General features: G+C 64.1%; 16 protein-coding genes. 8 read left to right on the top strand and 8 right to left on the bottom strand.

What is annotated here, in order from left to right; all coding sequences use genetic code 11:
- Positions 1 to 58: 58 nt before the first annotated feature.
- Positions 59 to 781 carry an alpha/beta family hydrolase gene (locus tag HALZIN_RS0100700; RefSeq protein WP_031382347.1) on the bottom strand — a complete coding sequence of 241 codons (723 nt, stop codon included), beginning with the start codon at positions 779 to 781 and terminating at the stop codon, positions 59 to 61.
- 215 nt (positions 782 to 996) lie between these two features.
- Here HALZIN_RS0100700 and hpxO point away from each other — a divergent pair, with 215 nt between their 5' ends.
- Positions 997 to 2,172: an FAD-dependent urate hydroxylase HpxO gene (gene hpxO, locus HALZIN_RS0100695; protein WP_031382346.1), complete on the top strand. Its 1,176-nt coding sequence runs from the start codon at positions 997 to 999 to the stop codon at positions 2,170 to 2,172.
- A gap of 16 nt (positions 2,173 to 2,188) precedes the next feature.
- Here hpxO and ttcA read toward each other — a convergent pair whose 3' ends face one another.
- The 3 genes from ttcA to HALZIN_RS0100680 form a co-directional block, all read right to left on the bottom strand.
- Positions 2,189 to 3,043 (bottom strand): tRNA 2-thiocytidine(32) synthetase TtcA, encoded by an 855-nt coding sequence (gene ttcA, locus HALZIN_RS0100690; RefSeq protein WP_031382345.1) that lies wholly within the window; start codon positions 3,041 to 3,043, stop codon positions 2,189 to 2,191.
- 77 nt (positions 3,044 to 3,120) lie between these two features.
- Positions 3,121 to 3,738, bottom strand: a complete 618-nt coding sequence (locus HALZIN_RS0100685) for a 3'-5' exonuclease (RefSeq protein WP_031382344.1) — start codon at positions 3,736 to 3,738, stop codon at positions 3,121 to 3,123.
- Between the two features lie 11 nt (positions 3,739 to 3,749).
- Entirely contained in the window at positions 3,750 to 5,567 is a 1,818-nt protein-coding gene (locus HALZIN_RS0100680) for a DUF294 nucleotidyltransferase-like domain-containing protein (RefSeq protein WP_031382343.1), read from the bottom strand.
- Between the two features lie 828 nt (positions 5,568 to 6,395).
- On the opposite strand from HALZIN_RS0100680, the gene HALZIN_RS0100675 reads away from it, so the two are divergent.
- From HALZIN_RS0100675 to mntR, 6 genes are all read left to right on the top strand, one after another.
- Positions 6,396 to 6,656 (top strand): DUF4212 domain-containing protein, encoded by a 261-nt coding sequence (locus tag HALZIN_RS0100675; RefSeq protein ID WP_031382342.1) that lies wholly within the window; start codon positions 6,396 to 6,398, stop codon positions 6,654 to 6,656.
- A gap of 6 nt (positions 6,657 to 6,662) precedes the next feature.
- Positions 6,663 to 8,444: a sodium:solute symporter family protein gene (locus HALZIN_RS0100670; protein WP_031382341.1), complete on the top strand. Its 1,782-nt coding sequence runs from the start codon at positions 6,663 to 6,665 to the stop codon at positions 8,442 to 8,444.
- 91 nt (positions 8,445 to 8,535) lie between these two features.
- The gene (locus HALZIN_RS0100665; protein ID WP_031382340.1) at positions 8,536 to 9,048 is read left to right on the top strand and encodes a hypothetical protein; all 513 of its coding nucleotides are present in this window, start codon (positions 8,536 to 8,538) and stop codon (positions 9,046 to 9,048) included.
- A gap of 131 nt (positions 9,049 to 9,179) precedes the next feature.
- A complete protein-coding gene (locus HALZIN_RS0100660) occupies positions 9,180 to 13,130 on the top strand; it encodes a hybrid sensor histidine kinase/response regulator (RefSeq protein ID WP_031382339.1) in 3,951 nt (1,316 codons plus the stop codon).
- 170 nt (positions 13,131 to 13,300) lie between these two features.
- The gene (locus tag HALZIN_RS0100655) at positions 13,301 to 14,581 is read left to right on the top strand and encodes an Nramp family divalent metal transporter (RefSeq protein ID WP_231663394.1); all 1,281 of its coding nucleotides are present in this window, start codon (positions 13,301 to 13,303) and stop codon (positions 14,579 to 14,581) included.
- A gap of 16 nt (positions 14,582 to 14,597) precedes the next feature.
- Positions 14,598 to 15,011, top strand: a complete 414-nt coding sequence (gene mntR / locus HALZIN_RS0100650; RefSeq protein ID WP_031382337.1) for a manganese-binding transcriptional regulator MntR — start codon at positions 14,598 to 14,600, stop codon at positions 15,009 to 15,011.
- 123 nt (positions 15,012 to 15,134) lie between these two features.
- On the opposite strand, the gene HALZIN_RS0100645 is transcribed toward mntR, so the two are convergent.
- The 3 genes from HALZIN_RS0100645 to HALZIN_RS0100635 form a co-directional block, all read right to left on the bottom strand.
- Positions 15,135 to 15,797, bottom strand: coding sequence for a response regulator (locus HALZIN_RS0100645; RefSeq protein WP_031382336.1), 663 nt, complete (start codon positions 15,795 to 15,797; stop codon positions 15,135 to 15,137).
- Between the two features lie 283 nt (positions 15,798 to 16,080).
- On the bottom strand, positions 16,081 to 18,030 hold the full coding sequence (gene acs / locus HALZIN_RS0100640) for an acetate--CoA ligase (RefSeq protein WP_031382335.1): 1,950 nt from the start codon (positions 18,028 to 18,030) through the stop codon (positions 16,081 to 16,083).
- Between the two features lie 165 nt (positions 18,031 to 18,195).
- Positions 18,196 to 18,750 (bottom strand): SprT family zinc-dependent metalloprotease, encoded by a 555-nt coding sequence (locus HALZIN_RS0100635; protein WP_031382334.1) that lies wholly within the window; start codon positions 18,748 to 18,750, stop codon positions 18,196 to 18,198.
- A 73-nt stretch (positions 18,751 to 18,823) separates the two neighbouring features.
- Here HALZIN_RS0100635 and HALZIN_RS0100630 point away from each other — a divergent pair, with 73 nt between their 5' ends.
- Positions 18,824 to 19,471, top strand: a complete 648-nt coding sequence (locus HALZIN_RS0100630; protein ID WP_031382333.1) for a YecA/YgfB family protein — start codon at positions 18,824 to 18,826, stop codon at positions 19,469 to 19,471.
- A 94-nt stretch (positions 19,472 to 19,565) separates the two neighbouring features.
- Here HALZIN_RS0100630 and HALZIN_RS0100625 read toward each other — a convergent pair whose 3' ends face one another.
- Entirely contained in the window at positions 19,566 to 20,687 is a 1,122-nt protein-coding gene (locus HALZIN_RS0100625) for a phospholipase D-like domain-containing protein (RefSeq protein WP_031382332.1), read from the bottom strand.
- Positions 20,688 to 20,691: the final 4 nt, after the last annotated feature.

Genomic DNA, 20,691 nt, shown 5'->3' with positions numbered 1-20,691 from the left:
CGGGCAACGTCGGAATGTCAACGCCTTTTCGACAGCGTCCCGGTGCTTGAAGCACGTCTCACCGCGTCTTGGCCATCCAGCGGGCGGCGACCGCCGCGGCCTCGTCGATCAGCGATTGCTGACTGCGCCCGGTGGCGCGGCGCGGCCGCCAGTCATGCTCGCCGTCGGCGAGAAAATGCACCTCGGCGCCGCTCGGCAGTGTATAACCGGCGACCTCCTCCTGGCTACCGAATGGGTCGCGCGTGCCCTGCAGGACCAGCGTCGGACAGCGCAACGTCGGCCAGTGCGCCAGCCGCGTGCGCTCGGGCTTGCCCGGCGGATGAAAGGGATAGCTGCACAGGATCAGCCCGGGCGCGCCGTCCTCGGCGGCGAGCAGACTGGCGACCCGCCCGCCCAGCGACTTGCCGCCCAGCCAGGCCGGCGCCAGCCCCGCGACATCGAGCGCCTCGCGCCAACGGCGCAGCTCCTCGACCAACCGCTCGGCACGCGGTGGCGGCCGGCGACGCTGCTCCTCGCGCATGCGCTGCATGTAGGCGAACTCCAATGCCAGGGTCTGCACGCCTTCGTCCGCCAGGGCCTGGCGCAGCTGGCGCATGAACGCGGCATCCTGCCCGGCGCCCGCCCCATGCGCCAGCAGCAGGCGCCCATGGCGCGCCTCGCCGAGTTTTTCCAGCGGCCCCAGGCCGTCGATATACAGCAGCGCATCATCCGCTGACGCCAAGGCCTCGCTGAGCATCTGCGGCGCAACCCGCCGATAGCCCCGCTGCCGGTAAATAGTCATATTCCTCCCGGTAATCGCTTTATTCTGCCGCTGGGGTGTCCATGGTACGCAGATTCCTCCAATCGGAAGATCGACATGACTGTCTGCGAGCCGCGACACGACATGCCAGGCGCTTTGCAGACGCCTCGAGAGATCGCTTAGCATGGAAAGCTGAACGATCGGTCAAATCGAAATTCGGACCCGATCACCCGCCAACGACAACCACGGAATGCATCATGGCCGCTTTGAACCTCCTCGTCATCGGCGCCGGCATGGGCGGGCTGACCGCGGCACTGGCGCTGCAACAGGCCGGTCACCGGGTCAGCGTGGTCGACCGGGTCAGCGAGCTACGGCCGGTGGGGGCGGCGATCTCGGTGTGGTCCAACGGCGTCAAGGTACTCGAGCGGCTGGGCCTCGGCGAGGCCGTCGAACGCGTCAGCGGCAACATGCGGCATATGCGCTACGCCACCCAGGACGGCGAGCTGCTCAGCGAATTCAGCCTCGCCCCCCTTTACGAGGCGGTCGGCCAGCGCGCCTGCCCGATCGCCCGCGCCGAGCTGCAGCGCCTGCTGCTCGAGGCGGTGGGCGAGCGCAATGTGCGCCTGGGAGTGACATGCAGCGATTTCGACAACGACGCCGAGGGCATCACCGCGCATTTCGACGATGGCAGCCGGCAAACCGCCGATCTGCTGGTGATCGCCGACGGCACCCATTCGCGGCTGCGCGAAAAGGTGCTTGGCCACAGCGTGGCGCGGCGTTACTGCGGTTACGTCAACTGGAACGTGCGCGTGCCGGCCAGCACGGACCTGGCGCCACTCGATCACTGGGTGCAGTACGTCGGCGAGCATCAGCGGGTGTCGCTGATGCCGATGAGCGGCGACGCCGCCAGCCCCGAATTCTACTGCTTCTTCGACGTGCCGCTGCCGGCCGGCACCGCCAGCGATCCGACGCGCTATCGCGACGAGTTGCGCGAACATTTCACCGGCTGGGCGGCCCCGGTGCAGCGGCTGATCGAGCGCTTCGACCCGGCGCAGATGGCCCGCGTCGAGATCCATGACATCGAGCCGCTGGATCGGCTGGTCGGTCAGCGCACGGCGATCATCGGCGACGCCGCGCATGGCATGGCCCCCGACCTGGGCCAGGGCGGCTGCCAGGCCATGGAGGACGGCTGGGTGCTGGCGCGGGTGCTGGAAAACGCCGAGGGCGACATTGCTGCCGCGCTCAAGGCCTACGACGCGGCGCGGGTCGCGCGGGTCGGCGAGATCGTCAGCCGTGCCCGCAAGCGCGCCGAGACCACCCACGGCGCGAATCCGGCGGCCACCCAGGCCTGGTACGCCGCGCTCGCCACCGAGGATGGCTCGACCATCATGGGCGGTATCGAGAAGACCATCCGCGGCGGGCCGTTGTCATGAGCGCGACGTGAAACACTCAGGCCTCCCGGGCCAGCAGGTCGAAGGCCGCGATGCGCCCCGCGTTCATGCGTCGCTGCTTGTCCTCGAGCCCTTCGAAATCGAACAACTCGCGATCGGCGAGTTGCGACGGCGCGACGTTGGTGACCGCCTTGAACATCGTCTCCAGTCGTCCGGGGTGCTTGTGCTCCCAGTCGGCGAGCATCTCCTTGATCACCTGGCGCTGCAGGTTGGGCTGCGAGCCGCACAGGTTGCAGGGAATGATCGGAAACGCCATCAGCCGCGCGAACTCGGCGATGTCCGCCTCGCGGCAGTAGGCCAGCGGGCGGATGACGAGGTTCTTGCCGTCGTCGGAGAGCAGCTTGGGCGGCATCGACTTGAGCGAACCGCCATAGAACATGTTGAGGAACAGCGTCTCGAGGATATCCTCGCGATGATGACCCAGCGCCACCTTGGTCGCACCGATCTCCTCGGCGTAGCCGTACAGCGAACCGCGCCGCAGCCGCGAGCATAGCGCACAGGTGGTCTTGCCCGCGGGGGTCTTCTCCTTGACCACCGAATAGGTATCACGCTCGAGAATATGATAGTCGACGCCGATGCCGCTCAGGTACTCGGGCAGCACATGCTCCGGGAAGCCGGGTTGTTTCTGGTCGAGATTGACCGCCACCAGCTCGAAGTCGATCGGCGCGTTGCGCTGCAGGTTGCGCAGGATCTCGAGCAAGGTGTAGGAGTCCTTGCCCCCGGACAGGCAGACCATCACCTTGTCGCCGTCCTGGATCATCGCATAGTCGATGATCGCGTTGCCGACTTGGCGACGCAGGCGTTTCTGGAGCTTGTTGAACTCGCGTTTCTGGGTACCGGTAGATGCTTGCATGGGGCGAACGACACGCAGGGATATGAAGGCGCGCCTATGCTATCACCGTGCCCGGCGACTTGCGATGCCGTTACCGCCTAGCCCGCCGCCAGCGCGCCCTTCTTCAAACGAACGAACATCAGCGCCGTGGTCACGGCATCGCCAAGCGCGGTATGGCGTCCCATCACCGGCACGTTGAGCGCCCTGGCGAGCGTCTCGAAGTCCACCGTCGGTTCCAGGTGCGGTCGCGTCCGACGCATCTCGCGCAGGTAGACCTGAGCCATGTCGAGGCACACGTTGGGCAGGTCGAAGCCGAACAGCGGCCGCAGGTGACGGTTGATCACCGCCAGGTCGTAATCGATGCACCAGCCCAGCAGCGGACGATTGCCGACGAAATCGAGGAATGTCTCCAACGCATCATAGAGCGCCTCGCCATCGTTCAGATCGACTCCGCGCAGGCGATGGATCTTGATCGAATCGCCGCTCAGGCTGGCCGGTGGCTGGAGACGCAGGTCCAGCGAATCGCTGGTCAGCACCCGCTCGCCCTTGATGCGCACCGCGGCGATCGAGACCAATTCGGCGGTCTTGGTGTCAAGACCGGTGGTTTCGCAATCGATGGCCACCAGCTCCTCGCCGGTGTAGGGATTGAACAACCAACCATAGCGGCCATCGGCTTGACGGCGGCGGTCGGCCACACGCCGTAGCGAACGTATCATTGCAGCCCTCGTCAGTATTCGAGATGGAAACGGTGGGTCAGGCGTTGCTGGAAATCCTTGACGATATGCAGCGCCTCGCGCAGCAGGTCGCGCTCCAGCGACGACAGGGTCTGGACCACGACCAGATTGGGTTCGTCGCTGTTCTGCCGACCGTTGAGCTGGGCCAGTTGCTGCTTGAGGCGCAGTTCGGTGAACAGCGCCAGCGCCTCGCCGAGATCAGCGGCAAAGTCCGCTTCCAGCCGCCCCTGATCGGCGAGTGCCTCCAGCCGGCCCAGGGTCGAGGTCGCGGTGATGCGGCATTCCAGTGCCAGGGTGCGCACGCCGTGCACGATCGGGAAGATCCCACCCTTCTTGATGTCGATGCCGTGCCGGGGCTTCTTGAGCGTACCGAACAGGGTCAATGGTGCGGCAAAATGCAGCGCGGCCCGGGCAAGGTAAGACAACAGCAGCTCATCGTGCGAACAGCTGGCGAAGAGATGCTCGCGCAGACGTCCCAGCAAGCGGATGTCGCCGGCCACGCCATGCGCGTCGAGCATGATCGCGAGATTCATCAACGCCGCGCCGTCACGCCGCTCGGCCCAGCGCGTGATCGTCCTGCGCCAGCCACTCTCGCTGTCCACCCAGACCGGGTTCGAGACCATGATATTGCCCGGACACGGCGGATAGCCCAGCCGATAGAGCGTTTCGGTGAAGCGCTGCATGGCGTCGGCGCAATCCGGCCAGTCGCTGTCGTCGGCGACGATCAGCGCATTGTCCTGATCGGTCTTGAGGATCTGTTCGCCACGCCCCTCGCTGCCCATCACCAGCAGACAGCTCTGGGCCCGGCAGCGCGGTTCGATGAGAAACTGGAAGGCCTTGTTGATGATGCGGCCATTGAGCGCTGCCAGCAGATCCATGGCGAACCGGAGCTTGACCCCTTGCGCCATCAAGGCCTGAACCAGCCCCGGCAGCCGCGCACTGGCGCGGGCCAGGGCCTCGATATCGTCGGCCTGCTCGAGTTCGAGGCTGACCACGTAGGAGCGGCTGGAGAAATAGCTGAGCACATCGGTCAACTCGACCACCCCGATCGGGCTGTCCCGCTCCACCACCACGACTCTGGATACCTCATGGCGAGTCATTTTTACCAGCGCCTCGAACAGATACTGATCGGGGCCGGCGGCCACCAGCTCGAAGTGAGCGATACCCACCACCGGACGGTCCTGCGCCGTGCCTTCCATCACCAGCGCATTGAGCAGATCGGTCTTGGTCACCACCCCGAAGCGGCCGTCCTTGCCGACCAGCAGGCTATCGGCATGGCTCTCGTTGAGCCGACCGACCGCCATGGCAATGCTGGTGGCCGCCGTCACGATCAGCGGCTTGCGCATGCATTCACTGATCCGCGCGAGCATGAAGCTCGCCATGTTCACGCCGCTCTCGGCACGGCGCTCGGCCAGCATACGGGTCTTCTGCGCCAGCCCGCGGCGGAAGAACTCGGCGAAGGTCGGGTAATCGTCGCACAGGCGCTCGAATAGCGCCTTGGGCATCACATAGCAGAGGCTTTCCTGTTCCACCTTGAAGCGGTAACGGCTGGTGCCGTTGAGGATGCTGATGGCACCGAACAGGTCGCCGGCGGTGTAATGACCGATACGCGCCTGAGCGCCTGGCGCGAGTGGGTCGAACTCGGCGATCTCGCCCTTGTGAATGACATACACGAACTCGCCGGGCTGGCCGACCTCGAGAATGATCTCGTCGCTATCGAAATAAGCCAGGTCGACGCCGTTGAGCACACGTGCACGCCCGGCATCGTCGAGCAGAGAGAAAGGCGGTTGTGACAGGTCGATATCGACCATCAGGCTGCACTCTTGATAGTCATAGCGACCCCGCACAACCGACGATCACCCGAAGGCCAATGATTCGGGCGGATGGCGGCAGCAAGACCCGGAGCCTCGAAGGTTGCGCCGCAATGCCCGACAACGGTCTGTTCGTAGTGCCGAATCATTTCAATCACGTGGGGTCATCCTTGATGAAGACGTCATGCGTCCAACATGAGGCGAAAGTCCAATACCCATGATGCTTTGCATAATCATCCCTTGATATGCATATCACCGAAGCCATTCAGCATGCGTATTGTTTCGCGCCTCGGCATGACTGCATGCAACCATGCTTCTCGAGTCAGCATAACAACGCGCCGCTTCCCGACAAAAGATAGACTATCGATCTACACAATCAGACCTAGACCATTGTCCCATGAATCCCTGCCTAGACCATCGTCCTATAAACGCCGGATCGCACCCGTAATAATCGTACGAACATGCCAATAAATTACTGAATTTAAACAATATTATATTAATGAACTTTTGCTCATAATACTAAGGTAGAGGATTTTACTTTTTGTTTTTGTTGCCCAATATTGCTGTTGAGTCACTCAAGGCAATCCCACGTCGATAATACGCCTCGACAATGGGCCATGACGTGAAGGGAGGATGGCTTCAGCCGCTACAGTCGCTATAAAAAGAGCCGACCGAAGAGAGTCAGCCGGTCGGAACATTCCCCAACGCGACATTCGTCGCATGCAAAAAGTTAGCGATGAGCGTTGTTGTAGACGAGCGATTGCCCTGCTGGGCCAACATGACCTCAGTGCCACTTACCCGCTTAAATACACCACGGAGAGCAATAATATGGCAGATGACAAATCCAACGCTGCTGCCTACTGGAAGGCGAACCTTCGCCTGATAACCGGGTGCCTGATCGTCTGGGCGCTGGTGTCCTATGGCTTCGCCATCCTGCTACGCCCCTTGCTCGCCGGCATCCCCGTCGGCGGTACCGACCTGGGTTTCTGGTTCGCGCAACAGGGATCCATCCTGACTTTCATCGGCTTGATCTTCTTCTATGCCTGGAAGATGAATCGGCTGGATAAGCAATTCGGCCTCGAGGAGTAAGTCGGCATGAGTCAATTTGCGATCAATGTCCTGTTCGTGGGCGCCTCCTTCGCGCTGTATATCGGTATCGCGATATGGGCCAAGGCCGGCACGACCAAGGATTTCTACGTTGCCGGCGGCGGGGTCCACCCCATCACCAACGGCATGGCGATCGGCGCCGACTGGATGTCCGCCGCCTCGTTCATCTCCATGGCAGGCCTCATCGCCGCTGGTGGCTACGCCAACTCGACCTTCCTGATGGGCTGGACGGGCGGCTACGTGCTGCTGGCCATGCTGCTGGCACCCTACCTGCGCAAGTTCGGCAAGTTCACGGTGCCCGAGTTCATCGGCGACCGCTTCTACAGCAAGACGGCACGCATGGTCGCGGTAGTCTGTCTGATCGTGGCCTCGGTCACCTACGTCATCGGTCAGATGGCCGGCGCCGGCGTTGCCTTCTCGCGCTTTCTGGAAGTCGATGCGACCACCGGCCTGATCATCGCCGCCGTGGTGGTGTTCTTCTATTCGGTGCTGGGCGGCATGAAGGGGATCACCTATACCCAGGTGGCTCAGTACATCGTGCTGATCATCGCCTATACCATTCCGGCGGTGTTCATCTCGCTGGAACTGACCGACAACCCGATACCGGCGCTGGGCCTGTTCTCCGACAATAGCGCCTCCGGCGAGCCGCTGCTGGCCAAGCTCAACGAAGTAGTCACCGCGCTGGGCTTCAACGAATACACGGCGATGGTCGACAACAAGCTGAACATGGTGCTGTTCACGCTGTCACTGATGATCGGTACCGCCGGCCTGCCCCATGTCATCATGCGTTTCTTCACCGTACCCAAGGTGGCCGATGCACGTTGGTCCGCCGGCTGGGCATTGGTGTTCATCGGCCTGCTCTACCTCACCGCGCCCGCCGTGGCTTCGATGGCCCGCCTGAACCTGATCACCACCATCTACCCTGACATGGCCGGCCAAGTCGAGAACTACGAGGACGCCGCCGCCAATCCCATCGCCTACGCCGATCGCCCCGACTGGATTCGCACCTGGGAAGAAACCGGGCTGATCACCTTCGAGGACAAGAACAACGACGGCAACATCCAGATGTTCAACGACTCAGCCGATTTCTCCGGACGCGGCTGGCAGGGCAACGAGCTGCAGGTCAACAACGACATCCTGGTACTGGCCAACCCGGAAATCGCCAACCTGCCCGGCTGGGTGGTCGGTCTGATCGCCGCGGGCGGCCTGGCTGCCGCGCTGTCCACCGCGGCCGGTCTGCTGCTGGCGATCTCCTCGGCGATCAGTCATGACCTGATCAAGGGCGCGATCAATCCCCGAATCACCGAGAAGGGCGAATTGCAAGCCGCGCGGATTTCGATGTCGGTGGCCATCGTCGTCGCCACCTACCTCGGTGCCAACCCACCCGGGTTCGCCGCCCAGGTGGTTGCACTGGCCTTCGGCATCGCCGCCGCCTCGCTGTTCCCGGCATTGATGATGGGAATCTTCTCCACGCGGATGAACAACAAGGGCGCCATCGCCGGCATGTTGTCGGGGCTGACCTTCACCCTGGTATACATCTTCATCTACAAGGGCTGGTTCTTCATCCCGGGCACCAACAACCTGCCGGATACCGCCGCCAACTGGGTGCTGGGCATCTCCCCGCTGTCCATCGGCGCGGTAGGGGCCATCATCAACTTCGCCGTGGCCTTCCTGGTCGCCAATGCCAGCGAGGAGCCACCGAAGGAAATCCAGGATCTGGTGGAGAGCGTGCGCTATCCCAAGGGGGCTGGCACTGCGGTCGATCACTAGGCGATAATGCAACCCTGACGAGTCAGCTCGCTGGCTCCAGTCGAATCGGGCTTCCCACTGGGAAGCCCGATTCTTTGAGCAAGGACTCACTATGATATGGCATTTGGTCGCGGCAGCCTTTGCCGGCCTGGGCGCCGCAGGCGTGGCGCTGTTGTTGCGCCTGCTCAGCGGTAAACGTCTGCCGCGCTGGATCGTACCGGTGTGCGCGGGGTTGGGCATGCTGGCCTACCAGATCAACTACGAGTACGCCTGGTACGGTTACAAACGCCAGCAGTTGCCCGAATCGGCACAGGTGGTGTCGACCGAAAAGAGCCAGATGCTGTGGCGTCCCTGGACCTACCTCTATCCGCTGACCACCGCCTTCAGCGTGGTCGACCGGAACGACAGGATGGCTTCGCAGGCCAACGGGGAACGCTTGGTCGAATTCATCCTCTACCGCTTCGAACGACAATATCGCGACCTGCTGACGTATCAGACCTATCTGCTGAATTGCGCGACGCGGGAGATGGTGCCGCTCAACGCCGACAATCGCCAGCCCGATGTCGAGCGCTTGCGACAACTCGAACGCAGCGACCCGCTGCTCGAAGCGGTGTGTTCGGAGTGACGCGCCACGCTTGATACGCGTCTGGCGGCTTGCCGCCAGGCACGCCACGGGATCGTCACGGGGTCCAGGATCGCGACTGCCTTCATCCTCGGTGTTGTCTTAGAATGGCCGCTGGTCAAGGGAGAGAGTTCATGTTTCCAGGCTGGCTGCTGATCGCCGTCTCGCTGTGCTACATCGCCATCCTGTTTCTCATCGCCTGGCGTGGCGATCGCCATGCACGTCGGCACGGCCCGGCCAACCGACGACCGGTCATCTACAGCCTGGCGCTGGCCATCTATTTCACCTCCTGGACCTACTACGGCGCCGTCGGCCAGGCCGCCACGTCGGGCTGGTCGTTCGCCAGCATCTTCATCGGCCCATTGCTGACCTTCCTGCTGTTCTGGCCAGTGCTGGCCAAGATGATTCGCGTCGCCAAACGACAGAACGTCACCTCGATCGCCGACTTCATCGCCTCGCGCTATGGCAAGACCCAGTCACTGGCGGCCTTCGCCAGTCTGGTGGCGCTGGTCGGCACCTTGCCCTACATCGCCTTGCAGTTGAAGGCCGTGTCCGCCGCCTTCACGGTGTTGACCGCTTCGACGGACATGACCCGCACGCCGCTATTCGCCGATACCGCCTTCTACGTCGCCGCAGTCATGGCGCTGTTCGCGATTCTGTTCGGCACCCGGCATACCGACGCCACCGAACATCACGAGGGCCTGATCCAGGCCATCGCCTTCGAGTCGATAGTCAAGCTGAGCGCCTTCATGGCGCTGGGTGCCTATGTCACCTGGGGGGTGTTCGACGGCATGGGCGATATGCTGACCCGCGCCGACGATTTTCTGCAGCTCCAGCGCCAGCTCACCGAACAGGATTTCGGCCAGAGCTTCTGGGCCCAGACCCTGCTCGCCATGCTGGCGATCTTCTGCCTGCCGCGCCAGTTCCACGTCACCGTGGTCGAGAACACCCACAGCGACGACGCCGCACGCGCACGCTGGCTGTTTCCCCTCTACCTGGTGGCCTTCGGCATCTTCGTGCTGCCGCTGGCCGCCGCCGGGCTGACGCTGTTCCCCGACGGCAGCGTCGAGCCCGATACCTTCGTGCTGGCATTGCCTATCGCCTTCGACAACCCGTTATTGACGCTTTCCACCTTCATCGGCGGCTTTTCGGCGGCCACCGGCATGGTCATCGTCGCCACCGTCGCGGTGTCGATCATGGTCTCCAACGAGATCGTCATTCCGCTGCTGTTCCGGCTGCGCTGGTTCGACACCAAGGCCCGCGACTACGGCCGTCTGGTGCTGCGGGCGCGGCGCGTGACCATCGTGGTGATCCTGGCGCTGGCCTACGTGTTCTATCAGTTGATCGCCGAGTTCAGCTCGCTGGCCTCGACCGGGATGCTGTCGTTTGCCGCCGCGGCGCAGTTCGCCCCGGCGTTGCTCGGCGGGCTCTACTGGAAGCGCGGCAACCGCCTCGGGGTGATCGCCGGGATGAACGTGGGCTTCGCGATCTGGGCCTACACCCTGCTGCTGCCGGCACTGATCAATGCCGGCGTGGTGCCCGGCGGCTGGCTCGCCAACGGTCCGCTGGGTATCGAGTGGCTGGCCCCCGACCGGCTGTTCTCACTGAATATCGGCAGTCCCTTCACCCATGGGGTGATGCTGTCGCTGGGGCTCAACCTGTTCTGCTATATCTTCGTCTCGCAGGTCACGCCGCAGCGGGTGGTCGAACGCATTCAGGCCTCGCTGTTCGTCGACAGCGTCGAGACCCGCCAGACCTCGATCAACCGGCCCTGGACCGGCGCCACCACGGTGGGCGATCTCAAGGTGCTGTGCGAGCGTTTCCTGGGCGCCGGCCAGGTCGAGCGCGCCTTCGACGACTACGCGCTGCGCAATGGCCAGACCCTGGATCACAATACCCGCGCCTCGATCGACGTGATCCAGTTCACCGAGCGCTTCCTGGCCTCGGTGCTCGGCGCCTCCTCGGCGCGCATCGTCGTCAATTCAGCGCTGCAGGGCCGCGGCATCGGCATCTCGGACGTCATTTCGATCGTCGACGAGGCCTCGCAGGTTCTCGAATTCAACCGCGCGCTGCTGCAGGCGACCATCGAGAACATCAACCAGGGCATCAGCGTGGTCGACCAGAACCTGCGCCTGGTGGTGTGGAACCAGCGCTACCTGGAACTGTTCCGCTTTCCCGACCACCTGATCCGGGTCGGCGCACCGTTCGACAAAGTGCTGCGCTACAACGCCCTGAATGGCGAATACGGCCCCGGCGACCCCGAGGAGCACGTCGAACTGCTGATGGACAACATCCGCCAGGGCCATCCGCACCGCTACGTGCGCTATCGCCAGGACGGTAGCGTGCTCGAGGTGCAAGGTAACCCGATGCCCGGCGGCGGTTTCGTCTATACCTATCAGGACATCACCCAGCAGAAGCGCACCGAGGAAGCGCTGATCCGCTCCGAGAACAACATCCGCATCTACACCGACAACGTACCGGCGTTGATCGCCTACTTCGACAAGGAATGCCGTTACCTCTTCACCAACCGCGCCTATGAGCAGGTCTTCAAGGTCGATCGCAACGCGGTGATCGGCGAGCGCGTCGACAATGTGATCTCTCCCGCCGTGGCTCGCGAGCGCATGCCATGGATGCACCGTGCGCTGGACGGCGAGCGGGTCAGCTTCGAGGTCTCGCTGGACGACGATGGCGGCACCCGCTACCTGCTGGTCACCTATACGCCGCACTTCGGCGACAGCGGCGGAATACTCGGCTTCTTCGCGCTCTATCAGGACATCACCGAGCGCCGGCTGGCCGAGATCGCCCTCAAGGAGACCAACGAGAACCTCGAGGAGCGCGTGCGCGAGCGCACCCAGGCGCTGTCGGAGGCCAACGCCGCGCTGCGCCAGGAAAACCGCGTCCGCGCCGAAGCCGAGCAGGCGCTGCGCCAGGCCAAGCAAGTCGCCGAGGACGCCAACACCTCGAAGACCCGCTTTCTGGCCGCCGCCAGCCACGACCTGCTGCAACCGCTCAACGCCGCACGACTGTTCACTTCGGCGCTGTCGCAGGAACAACTGTCCAGCGATCACTCGCGAACCCTCGGGCATATCGACAATTCACTGCAGACCGCCGAGGAGCTGCTCAGCACCCTGCTCGATATTTCCAAGCTCGACGCCGGTGCCCTGACACCGCGCCGCAGCCACTTCGCACTGGCCGACATCTTCCGCCCGCTGCGTGCCGAATTCGAAGTGATGGCCGACGAACGCGGCCTCGACCTGGTCGTCGTCCCCACCGCCCGATGGATCGACAGCGACGCCCAGATGCTGCGGCGCATCGTGCAGAACTTTCTCTCCAACGCGCTGCGCTACACTCAGCACGGCCGCGTGCTGCTGGGCTGCCGGCACCGCGCCGGGCGGCTGTCGATCCAGGTCTGGGACACCGGCCCGGGGATCCCCGAATCCAAGCAGGCCGAGATCTTCCAGGAGTTCCGGCGTCTCGATCAGGCCTCGCGTCACAAGGAAAGCGAAAGGGGCCTGGGGCTGGGGCTGTCGATCGCCGATCGCATGAGCCGCGTGCTCGATCATCCGCTCAAGGTTCGCTCCTGGGAGGGCGTGGGCACGGTGTTCTCCGTCGACGTACCGACAGTCAGCGCCCAGCAGGTGGCCAGAGCCAGCGAAGAGCCCTCCAATAGCCGCACCAGCAACAAGCTCAAGGGCGCGCGTATCCTGTGCATCGACAACGAAACGCTGATCCTCGAAGGCATGAAGGCGATGCTGACCGGCTGGGGATGCGAGGTGCTCACCGCCACCTCGATCGGTGGCGCCAAATCGGTACTGCGCCACCTCGACGGCGATCCCGACGCGATCCTCGCCGACTATCATCTCGACAACGAGGTCACCGGCTTGATGGCCCTCGAGACGTTGCTCGAGCGCTGTCGCGGGCCGGTACCGGGGATCGTGATCACCGCCGATCGCACCGAGGAGGTCGCCGAGGAGATCAAGCGCGGCGGCTATCAGCTGCTGCTGAAACCGGTGCGCCCCGCCGCGCTGCGCGCGCTGCTGACGCGAACCCTGCAGGCCAGTCGTGCCACGCGCCAGGAGCACTAGCCGCAGCCCAGCGACTGCCAAACCCATGCCGATAGACGCTACCAATCGGCTTTCTTGTGCATGGCTATTGGACAACGTACAGACGACAAATTAACCTTTAGATCAGTTATTAACTACGGTTAATCAATCATGGGTTAATCGATCATGGATGTCAGTCACTGAGAGCTCGCATGATGCTGCAATCGATCTCCGACAATGCGATCCGCGACAAGGCGGCCTTCGCGCTGCGCGGCAAGCGCCGTCGCTGGGGCTGGACGGCGTTCTTCGGTCCCGCACTGATCGCCGCCGTGGCCTACATCGACCCCGGCAACTTCGCCACCAATATCGAAGCCGGTTCGCGCTATGGCTACGCCCTGTTGTGGGTCGTGCTGACCGCCAACCTGATGGCAATGCTGATCCAGACGCTGTCGGCGCGTCTGGGGCTGGCTACCGGCCGCAACCTGCCGCAGGTCATCCGCGAGCGCTACCCACGGCCGCTGGTGTGGTTCTACTGGGTCCAGGCGGAAGTCGTGGCCATCGCCACCGACCTCGCCGAGTTCCTCGGCGCGGCGCTGGCTTTCAATCTGCTGTTCGGCCTGTCATTGATGGAGGGCGCGCTGCTGACCGGAGCGATCACCTACCTGGCCCTGCACCTGCATCGCTACGGCTTCCGACTGATGGAAATCCTCATCGGCTCGATGATTCTCGCCATCGCCGCGGGTTTCCTGCTTGAAATGCTGCTCAGTCGACCGGCCGTCGAGCCGCTGCTCAAGGGCTTGCTGATTCCCGGCTTTCCGGACGGCTATTCGCTCTATCTGGCGGCAGGGATACTCGGCGCGACCATCATGCCGCATGTCATCTACCTGCATTCGGCGCTGTCGCAGGACCGCATCCGGGTCACCGACGACAGTCAGCGCCGGCGGCTGATGAAGTACTATCGTCTCGACGTGATCATCGGCATGGCGATCGCCGGACTGGTCAACCTGAGCATGCTGGCGATGGCCGCCGCGGTATTCCACGCTCAGGGGCGTGTCGACATCGCCACCATCAGCGACAGCTACAAGCTGCTCGCGCCGATGATGGGGCAGGCCACCGCCAGCCATATCTTCGGTGCGGCGTTGCTGCTGGCCGGTCTGTCCTCGTCGATCGTCGGCACCCTGTCGGGCCAGGTAATCATGCAGGGATTCGTCAACTTCACGATCCCGATCTGGTTACGGCGCCTGATCACCATGCTGCCGGCGCTGGTGGTAATCATGCTCGGCGTCTCCGAACAGAAGGCGCTGGTCGCCAGTCAGGTAATTCTCAGTTTCGGCATCCCCTTCGCGCTGGTGCCTCTGTTATGCTTTACGGCCAATCGCAAGGTCATGGGCAATCTGGTCAACCACAAGGCCGTGACCCTGATCGGAGGCGTCATCTGTACACTGATCATTGGCCTCAACGCCTACGTGCTGTTTTTCACTCTCGCGGGTTAACCGAACCAGGTTGCGAATGAACTCACTGCCAAAACATGAATATTTCAAGCGCGTGCGGCAGGACCATCAGACTGAACTGGTCGAGGACTACGTGGAGGAAATCGCCCACCTGCATGCCAAACTCGGCGAGGCGCGCGCCAGCGATCTCGCCGAGTGCTTCGGGGTCAGCGCAGCCGCGGTATCCAAGGTGGTCGCCAAGCTCAAGCGCGACGGCCTGGCCATCGCCCGCCCCTATCGCGGCATCTTTCTCACCGCCCAGGGCGAGGGGCTGGCCGAACGCGTCGCCCAGCGCCATCGCGTGGTGCTCGACACACTATGCGCGCTGGGCGTCCCCGAGGACGTCGCCCGCGCCGACTCCGAAGGCATCGAGCATCACTGCAGCGAGGAGACGGTGGCCGCGATGCGCGAATTCCTCGAACGCCAACGCTGATTACCAGTCGCTGCGCCGGACAAATCGGTGACGCACAATGTAAGAAGCCGCCCCGCATGACTGCAGGGCGGCTTCTTACGTTTTCAGGAGGCTTTTAGCGCACCGCTCAGGCCACTCGCGGACTCAGGATTCGACCTTGGGCGGTTCGACCTCGAGCTTCTGCGCGGCGATCACCGCCTGGGTGCGCGAATGCACGCCGAGCTTGCGCAGAATCGCCGTGACATGCGCCTTGATGGTCGCTTCCGAGACGCTGAGCTCGTAGGCGATCTGCTTGTTGAGCAGCCCTTCGGTGAGCATGTTGAGCACGCGAAACTGCTGGGGGGTCAGCGAGGCGATCGCTTCGGCGAAGCGGGTGTCCTCTTCGTCGGCCTCACCGAGCACATCGGCCAGCGATTCGGGCAGCCAGATCTCGCCGCCGAGAATCTCGCTGACCGCCGCGGCGATCTCGCTCAACGACGACGACTTGGGAATGAACCCCGAGGCGCCGTAATCGATCGCCCGGCGCACCACGTGCGGCTCGTCGCTGCCCGAGATCACCGCGACCGGGATCTCCGGGGTCTGTCCACGCAACTGGATCAGCCCCGAGAAGCCATGCGCGCCCGGCATGTGCAGGTCGAGCAGAATCAGGTCGGCATCGGGGTGTCGCGTCACCACCTCGGTCGTCGCATCCATGGTGTCGGATTCGACGATCTCGGCCTGCGGCGCGACCTGTCGCAGCGCCTGCGTCAACGCCGCTCGAAACAGCGGGTGATCATCGGCGACGATAAATTTCTGGGCAAAAGCCATTGAGTCTCCTCCGGATCCTCCTGCAGCGAGCCGTCGCGTCGGGCACTTCGCGGCCGGGCCTGTCGCCTAGGGTGCCTGGCATGTTACCCCATGCCTGCGCCGATTCCCAAGCCTCGCGAAGCCCGCTGTCAACGCATGCGATCGGCCATGAAAAAGCCGGCCCTTGAAGACCGGCGAGAGAGGCCAAAAACCGTCGATGAACTGGCGTGCTCCATCCGTTTCGACATTCATCCGTTGAGGCGCTGGCGACTCCGGGTGGCCGACGGCACTGGCTGAACGAGGCTTAGCGGTTGGCGCGATTCTCGATCAGATCCTGGACCACGCTGGGATCGGCCAGGGTACTGGTATCGCCCAGGCCATCGGTCTCGTTGGCGGCGATTTTGCGCAGAATGCGGCGCATGATCTTGCCCGAGCGGGTCTTCGGCAGGCTCGGCGCCCATTGGATCACGTCCGGCGAGGCGATCGGACCGATGTCCTTGCGCACCCACTGGGTCAGTTCCTTCTTGAGCTCGTCGCTGGGCTCGTACTCGTCGCCCAGGGTGACGTAGATGTAAATGCCCTGGCCCTTGATATCATGGGGGTAGCCGACCACCGCGGCCTCGGCCACCGCCTGATGGGCGACCAACGAGGATTCGATCTCGGCGGTGCCCATGCGATGCCCCGAGACGTTGATCACGTCGTCGACACGCCCGGTGATCCAGTAATAGCCGTCCTCGTCGCGGCGGCAGCCGTCGCCGGTGAAATACTTGCCCGGGTAGGCCGAGAAATAGGTCTGCACGAAGCGCTCGTGGTTCTGCCAGATCGAGCGCGCCTGTCCCGGCCAGGAGTCGAGAATCACCAGATTGCCGTTGCTGGCGCCCTCGAGGATGTTGCCCTCGTTGTCGACCAGCGCCGGCAGCACGCCGAAGAACGGCCGCGTCGCCGAGCCCGGCTTGAGATCGACGGCGCCGGGCAGCGGCGCGATCATGATGCCGCCGGTCTCGGTCTGCCACCAGGTATCGACGATCGGGCACTTAGAGTTGCCGATCACCCGATGGAACCACTCCCAGGCCTCGGGATTGATCGGCTCGCCCACCGATCCCAGCAGGCGCAGGCTGTTGCGCGTGCTGGAGTCCATCACCGTGTCGCCGTGAGCCATCAGCGCGCGGATCGCGGTGGGCGAGGTATACAGAATCGAGACGTGGTGCTTGTCGATCACCTCGCCGATGCGCCCCGGCGTCGGGTAGCTGGGCACGCCCTCGAACATCAGCGTGGTCGCGCCGTTGGCCAGCGGACCGTAGACGATATAGCTGTGGCCGGTGATCCAGCCGACATCGGCAGCGCACCAGTAGACTTCGCCTTCCTGGTAATCGAACACGTACTGATGGGTCAACGCGGCATGCAGCAGGTAGCCGCCGGTGGTGTGCTTGAGCCCCTTGGGCTGGCCGGTGGAGCCCGAGGTGTAGAGGATGAACAGCGGATCCTCGGCGTTCATCGGCTCCGCCGGGCAGTCGCTGGACTGCTCATCGACGCGCTCGTGGAACCACACGTCGCGACCCTCGTGCCAGTCGATCTCGCCACCGCTGCGCTTGACCACCAGCACCTTGTCGACCACATCGGTACCCTCGCGGGTCAGCGCGGCGTCGACGTTTTCCTTGAGCGGGACATGCTTGCCGCCACGAATCGACTCGTCGGCGGTAATCACCACCTTGGATTGCGCGTCGACCACTCGCTGGGCCAGCGCGTCCGGCGAGAAGCCGCCGAACACCACCGAATGGATCGCGCCGATGCGCGCGCAGGCGAGCATCGCCATGCTCGCCTCGGGCACCATCGGCATGTACAGGGTGACGGTATCGCCCTTGCCGACGCCCATCGACTTCAGCGCATTGGCCAGCTGACTGGTGCGCGCGTGCAGTTCGCGAAAACTGTAGGTCTTGGAATCGCTGGGGTCGTCACCTTCCCAGATGATCGCCGGCTGGTCGCCGCGCCGCTCGAGGTGGCGGTCCAGGCAGTTGTAGCAGGCGTTGAGTTCGCCATCCTCGAACCAACGGATGTCCACGTTGTCGGCATCGAAGGTGGCGTGCTTGATCTGGGTCGGCGCCTTGGACCAGTCGAGGCGCTTGGCCTGCTCGGCCCAGAAGCCTTGCGGGTCGTCGACCGACTGCTGGTACATCGACAGGTATTTCTCCTTGTCGGCCCATGCGTTGGCGGCAAACTCCTCACTGACTGGATGGACTTTCTGCTGCTCGGTCATGTCGCGCCTCTGTCCCTGGAAGTGGTGGCCTCGCGCTCGGCGAGTCGGCCAGCATTGTATGGCCAAGCCGATGATGAAATTGTAGACAGCTTATACCCAGCGGGGGCAAGCCCCCCAATTAGACATTGGTAGAAGCAAATTTAGCTTTTATATCAAACGTTTATTTTAACCCCGGAGCACCGTACAATCCTTGTAGACCAGCGCGTTGCGGCACTTGCGGCAAAAGTAGTCCCGCCCGGCGCGGGCGCTGGCATGACGACGGCGGCTGAAGAAGTGATCGCGGCAGGCGCAACGGTAGCGATAGGGCGCCGGGCTCGCCGTGCGCGTGTCGAAGACGTGCGTCGCCCGCGGCTCGAGGCCATAGAGCGCGCGCATCACGTGCCGCCATTCGCGGCCATGGGGGCGCGCCTGCGGACCTTCAGCGAGATGATGGACCAGCCAGTGGGCCATTTCGTGGGGGATCACCTCGGTGAAGAACGCCAGGCGGTTCTCGGCGAGCAGCTGCGGATTGAAGCGCAGCCCGCCACGGCCGAAATGTGCCTGGCCAGCGCCCTTGCCACGCAGATCGAACCAGGCCGCCGGACGCGGCAATTGCGGATGCACTTCGCAGGCCAGTCGCCACGCTTCGGCGGCGCGTTCATGCGCCGCGCCGTGCAGGGCGTCGCGATCGAGCGCGGCCAGCCAGTCGGCATCGGGAGCGGGGAGCGTCGGTACTTGCATAGGGATGCTAGAATGCCGGCGAACGCGGCGCGCGGCAAGCGCGCCCAGCCTTCGTTCTTGAGGAATTCAGCCGATGTCAGAAACGCCCCCGCCGCAACCGCTGCTCGACGACCAAGCGCTGGACCTGCTCGACGATTTCCTCGACTCCGAGCGTGCCGGCGAAGACGCGCTGGACATCATCGGTGCCCATGGCTTGCTGGTCGCGCTGGCCGTCGCACCCCGCGAGGTGCCGGCGGCGACCTGGATCAGCGAACTCTTCCACGGCGAGCCGGCATTCGCCGACGCCGCCGAGCGCGAGACGATTCTGGGTCTGCTCGAACGCCTGCGCGGCAACGCCATCGCCGCCTTGGAACAGGGCCTGTTGCCCGAACTGCCGTTCGAGCTGACACTCGGCGGCGTCGCCGCCGAGGAAACCCCGATCGGTGACTGGTGCGCCGGCTTCATGGAGGGTGTGTTTCTCGACGAGGCGGCCTGGTTCGAGGATGACGAGGAAGCCGCGGCGACCCTGCTGTTGCCGTTCATGGCGCTGTCGGGGCTGTTCGACGACGAGCCCGACATGGCCGAGTTCATCGCCGAGCCGCGCGAGGCCGAGCGGCTGGTCGTCCAGCTTCCCGAACTGGTGCTCGATTTGTATCTGCATTATCGTGTGCCGCCGGAGAAACCCAAGCCGGCGCCGCGCAAGAAGAAGCCCGCCGGGCATGGCGACAAGCGCCGCCGCTAAGCGACGAGCGACGAGCGACGAGCGACGAGCGACGAGCGACGAGCGACGAGCGACGAGCAGAATGATCGGCCCGCAGCCCGCAGCCCGCAAGGCTCTATTTGAGACGCGTCACCCAGGCATCCAGCGTGCCGAAGAGCCATTCGCGCAGGCGTTGGCCGAGCGGCCGCCGTGCCCACTGTTCGGGCAGGATCTCGCGGCTCTGCGTGAAGTTCTTCTCGAACAGCACCGCCACTTCCTTGGCAAAGCGCGCATCGTGGATCTCCTGGTTGGCCTCCAGGTTCCACTGCAAGCTCCAGTGGTCGAAATTGCAGGAGCCGATCGTCGCCCAATCGTCGGCCAGCGAGAACTTGGCGTGAATGAAGCGCGGCTGATACTCGTAGATACGCACCCCGGCACGCAGCAGGCGCCGGTAGAAGCGCTGGCCGGCATAGCGGATCCCCGGGTGATCGTGGGACTCGCCGGGCAGCAGCAGACGCACGTCGACGCCGCGCCTGGCCGCCCGCGCCAGCCGCCGACGCAGGCTCAGCGTGGGCACGAAATAGGGCGTGCAGAACCAGATCCGGCGCTGGGCGTTGGCGATCTGCTGGTGCAGCGACAGGCGGATCGCCTGATAACGATAGCCCTGGCCCCAGACCACCCGGCCACACATGCCCTGATAGTCCTCGAGCGGGGCGATCGCCAGCTGCAGGCCCTTGATCAGCCCCGGGTCGCCCGCGCCGCGGGTCAGCGACGAATCCCACAACCGCGAGAAGAGCCGCATCCAGTCGGCCACCACCGGCCCCTCGATGCGCACCGCGACTTCGAACCAGGCATCGAGAAAGGTGTCGCTGGCCCCGAAGCCGCCGGTGAAGGCGATGCGGCCATCGATCACCAGCAACTTGCGGTGATCGCGGGTCAGATTCTTGGCCAGCCGGCGCCAGGCCAGCGGATTGAAGAAGCGCAGCGCCACGCCGCCATCGGCCAGGCGTCGGCGATCCTCGGCCTGCAGCCCCATCGCCCCATAGCCGTCGAGCAGCGCCAGCACCGGCACGCCGCGCGCCGCCGCAGCGATCAACGCATCGATCAGTTGGTTGGCCAGGCGGCCCGACTCCATCAGGTAGAGCTCGAGAATGATCGAATGCCGTGCCGCCGCGATCGCCTCGGTCATCGCCGGCAGAAAGCATGCGCTTTCCGGCAGCAACGCGAACCGGTTGCCGTCTCGCCAAACCCCGCGCATTGCC

Origin of the sequence: Halomonas zincidurans B6 (genome assembly GCF_000731955.1) — a bacterium.
Lineage (GTDB): Bacteria > Pseudomonadota > Gammaproteobacteria > Pseudomonadales > Halomonadaceae > Modicisalibacter > Modicisalibacter zincidurans.
Note: the sequence above shows the minus strand (reverse complement) of the source record. Positions and strands in the feature narration are given on the sequence as shown.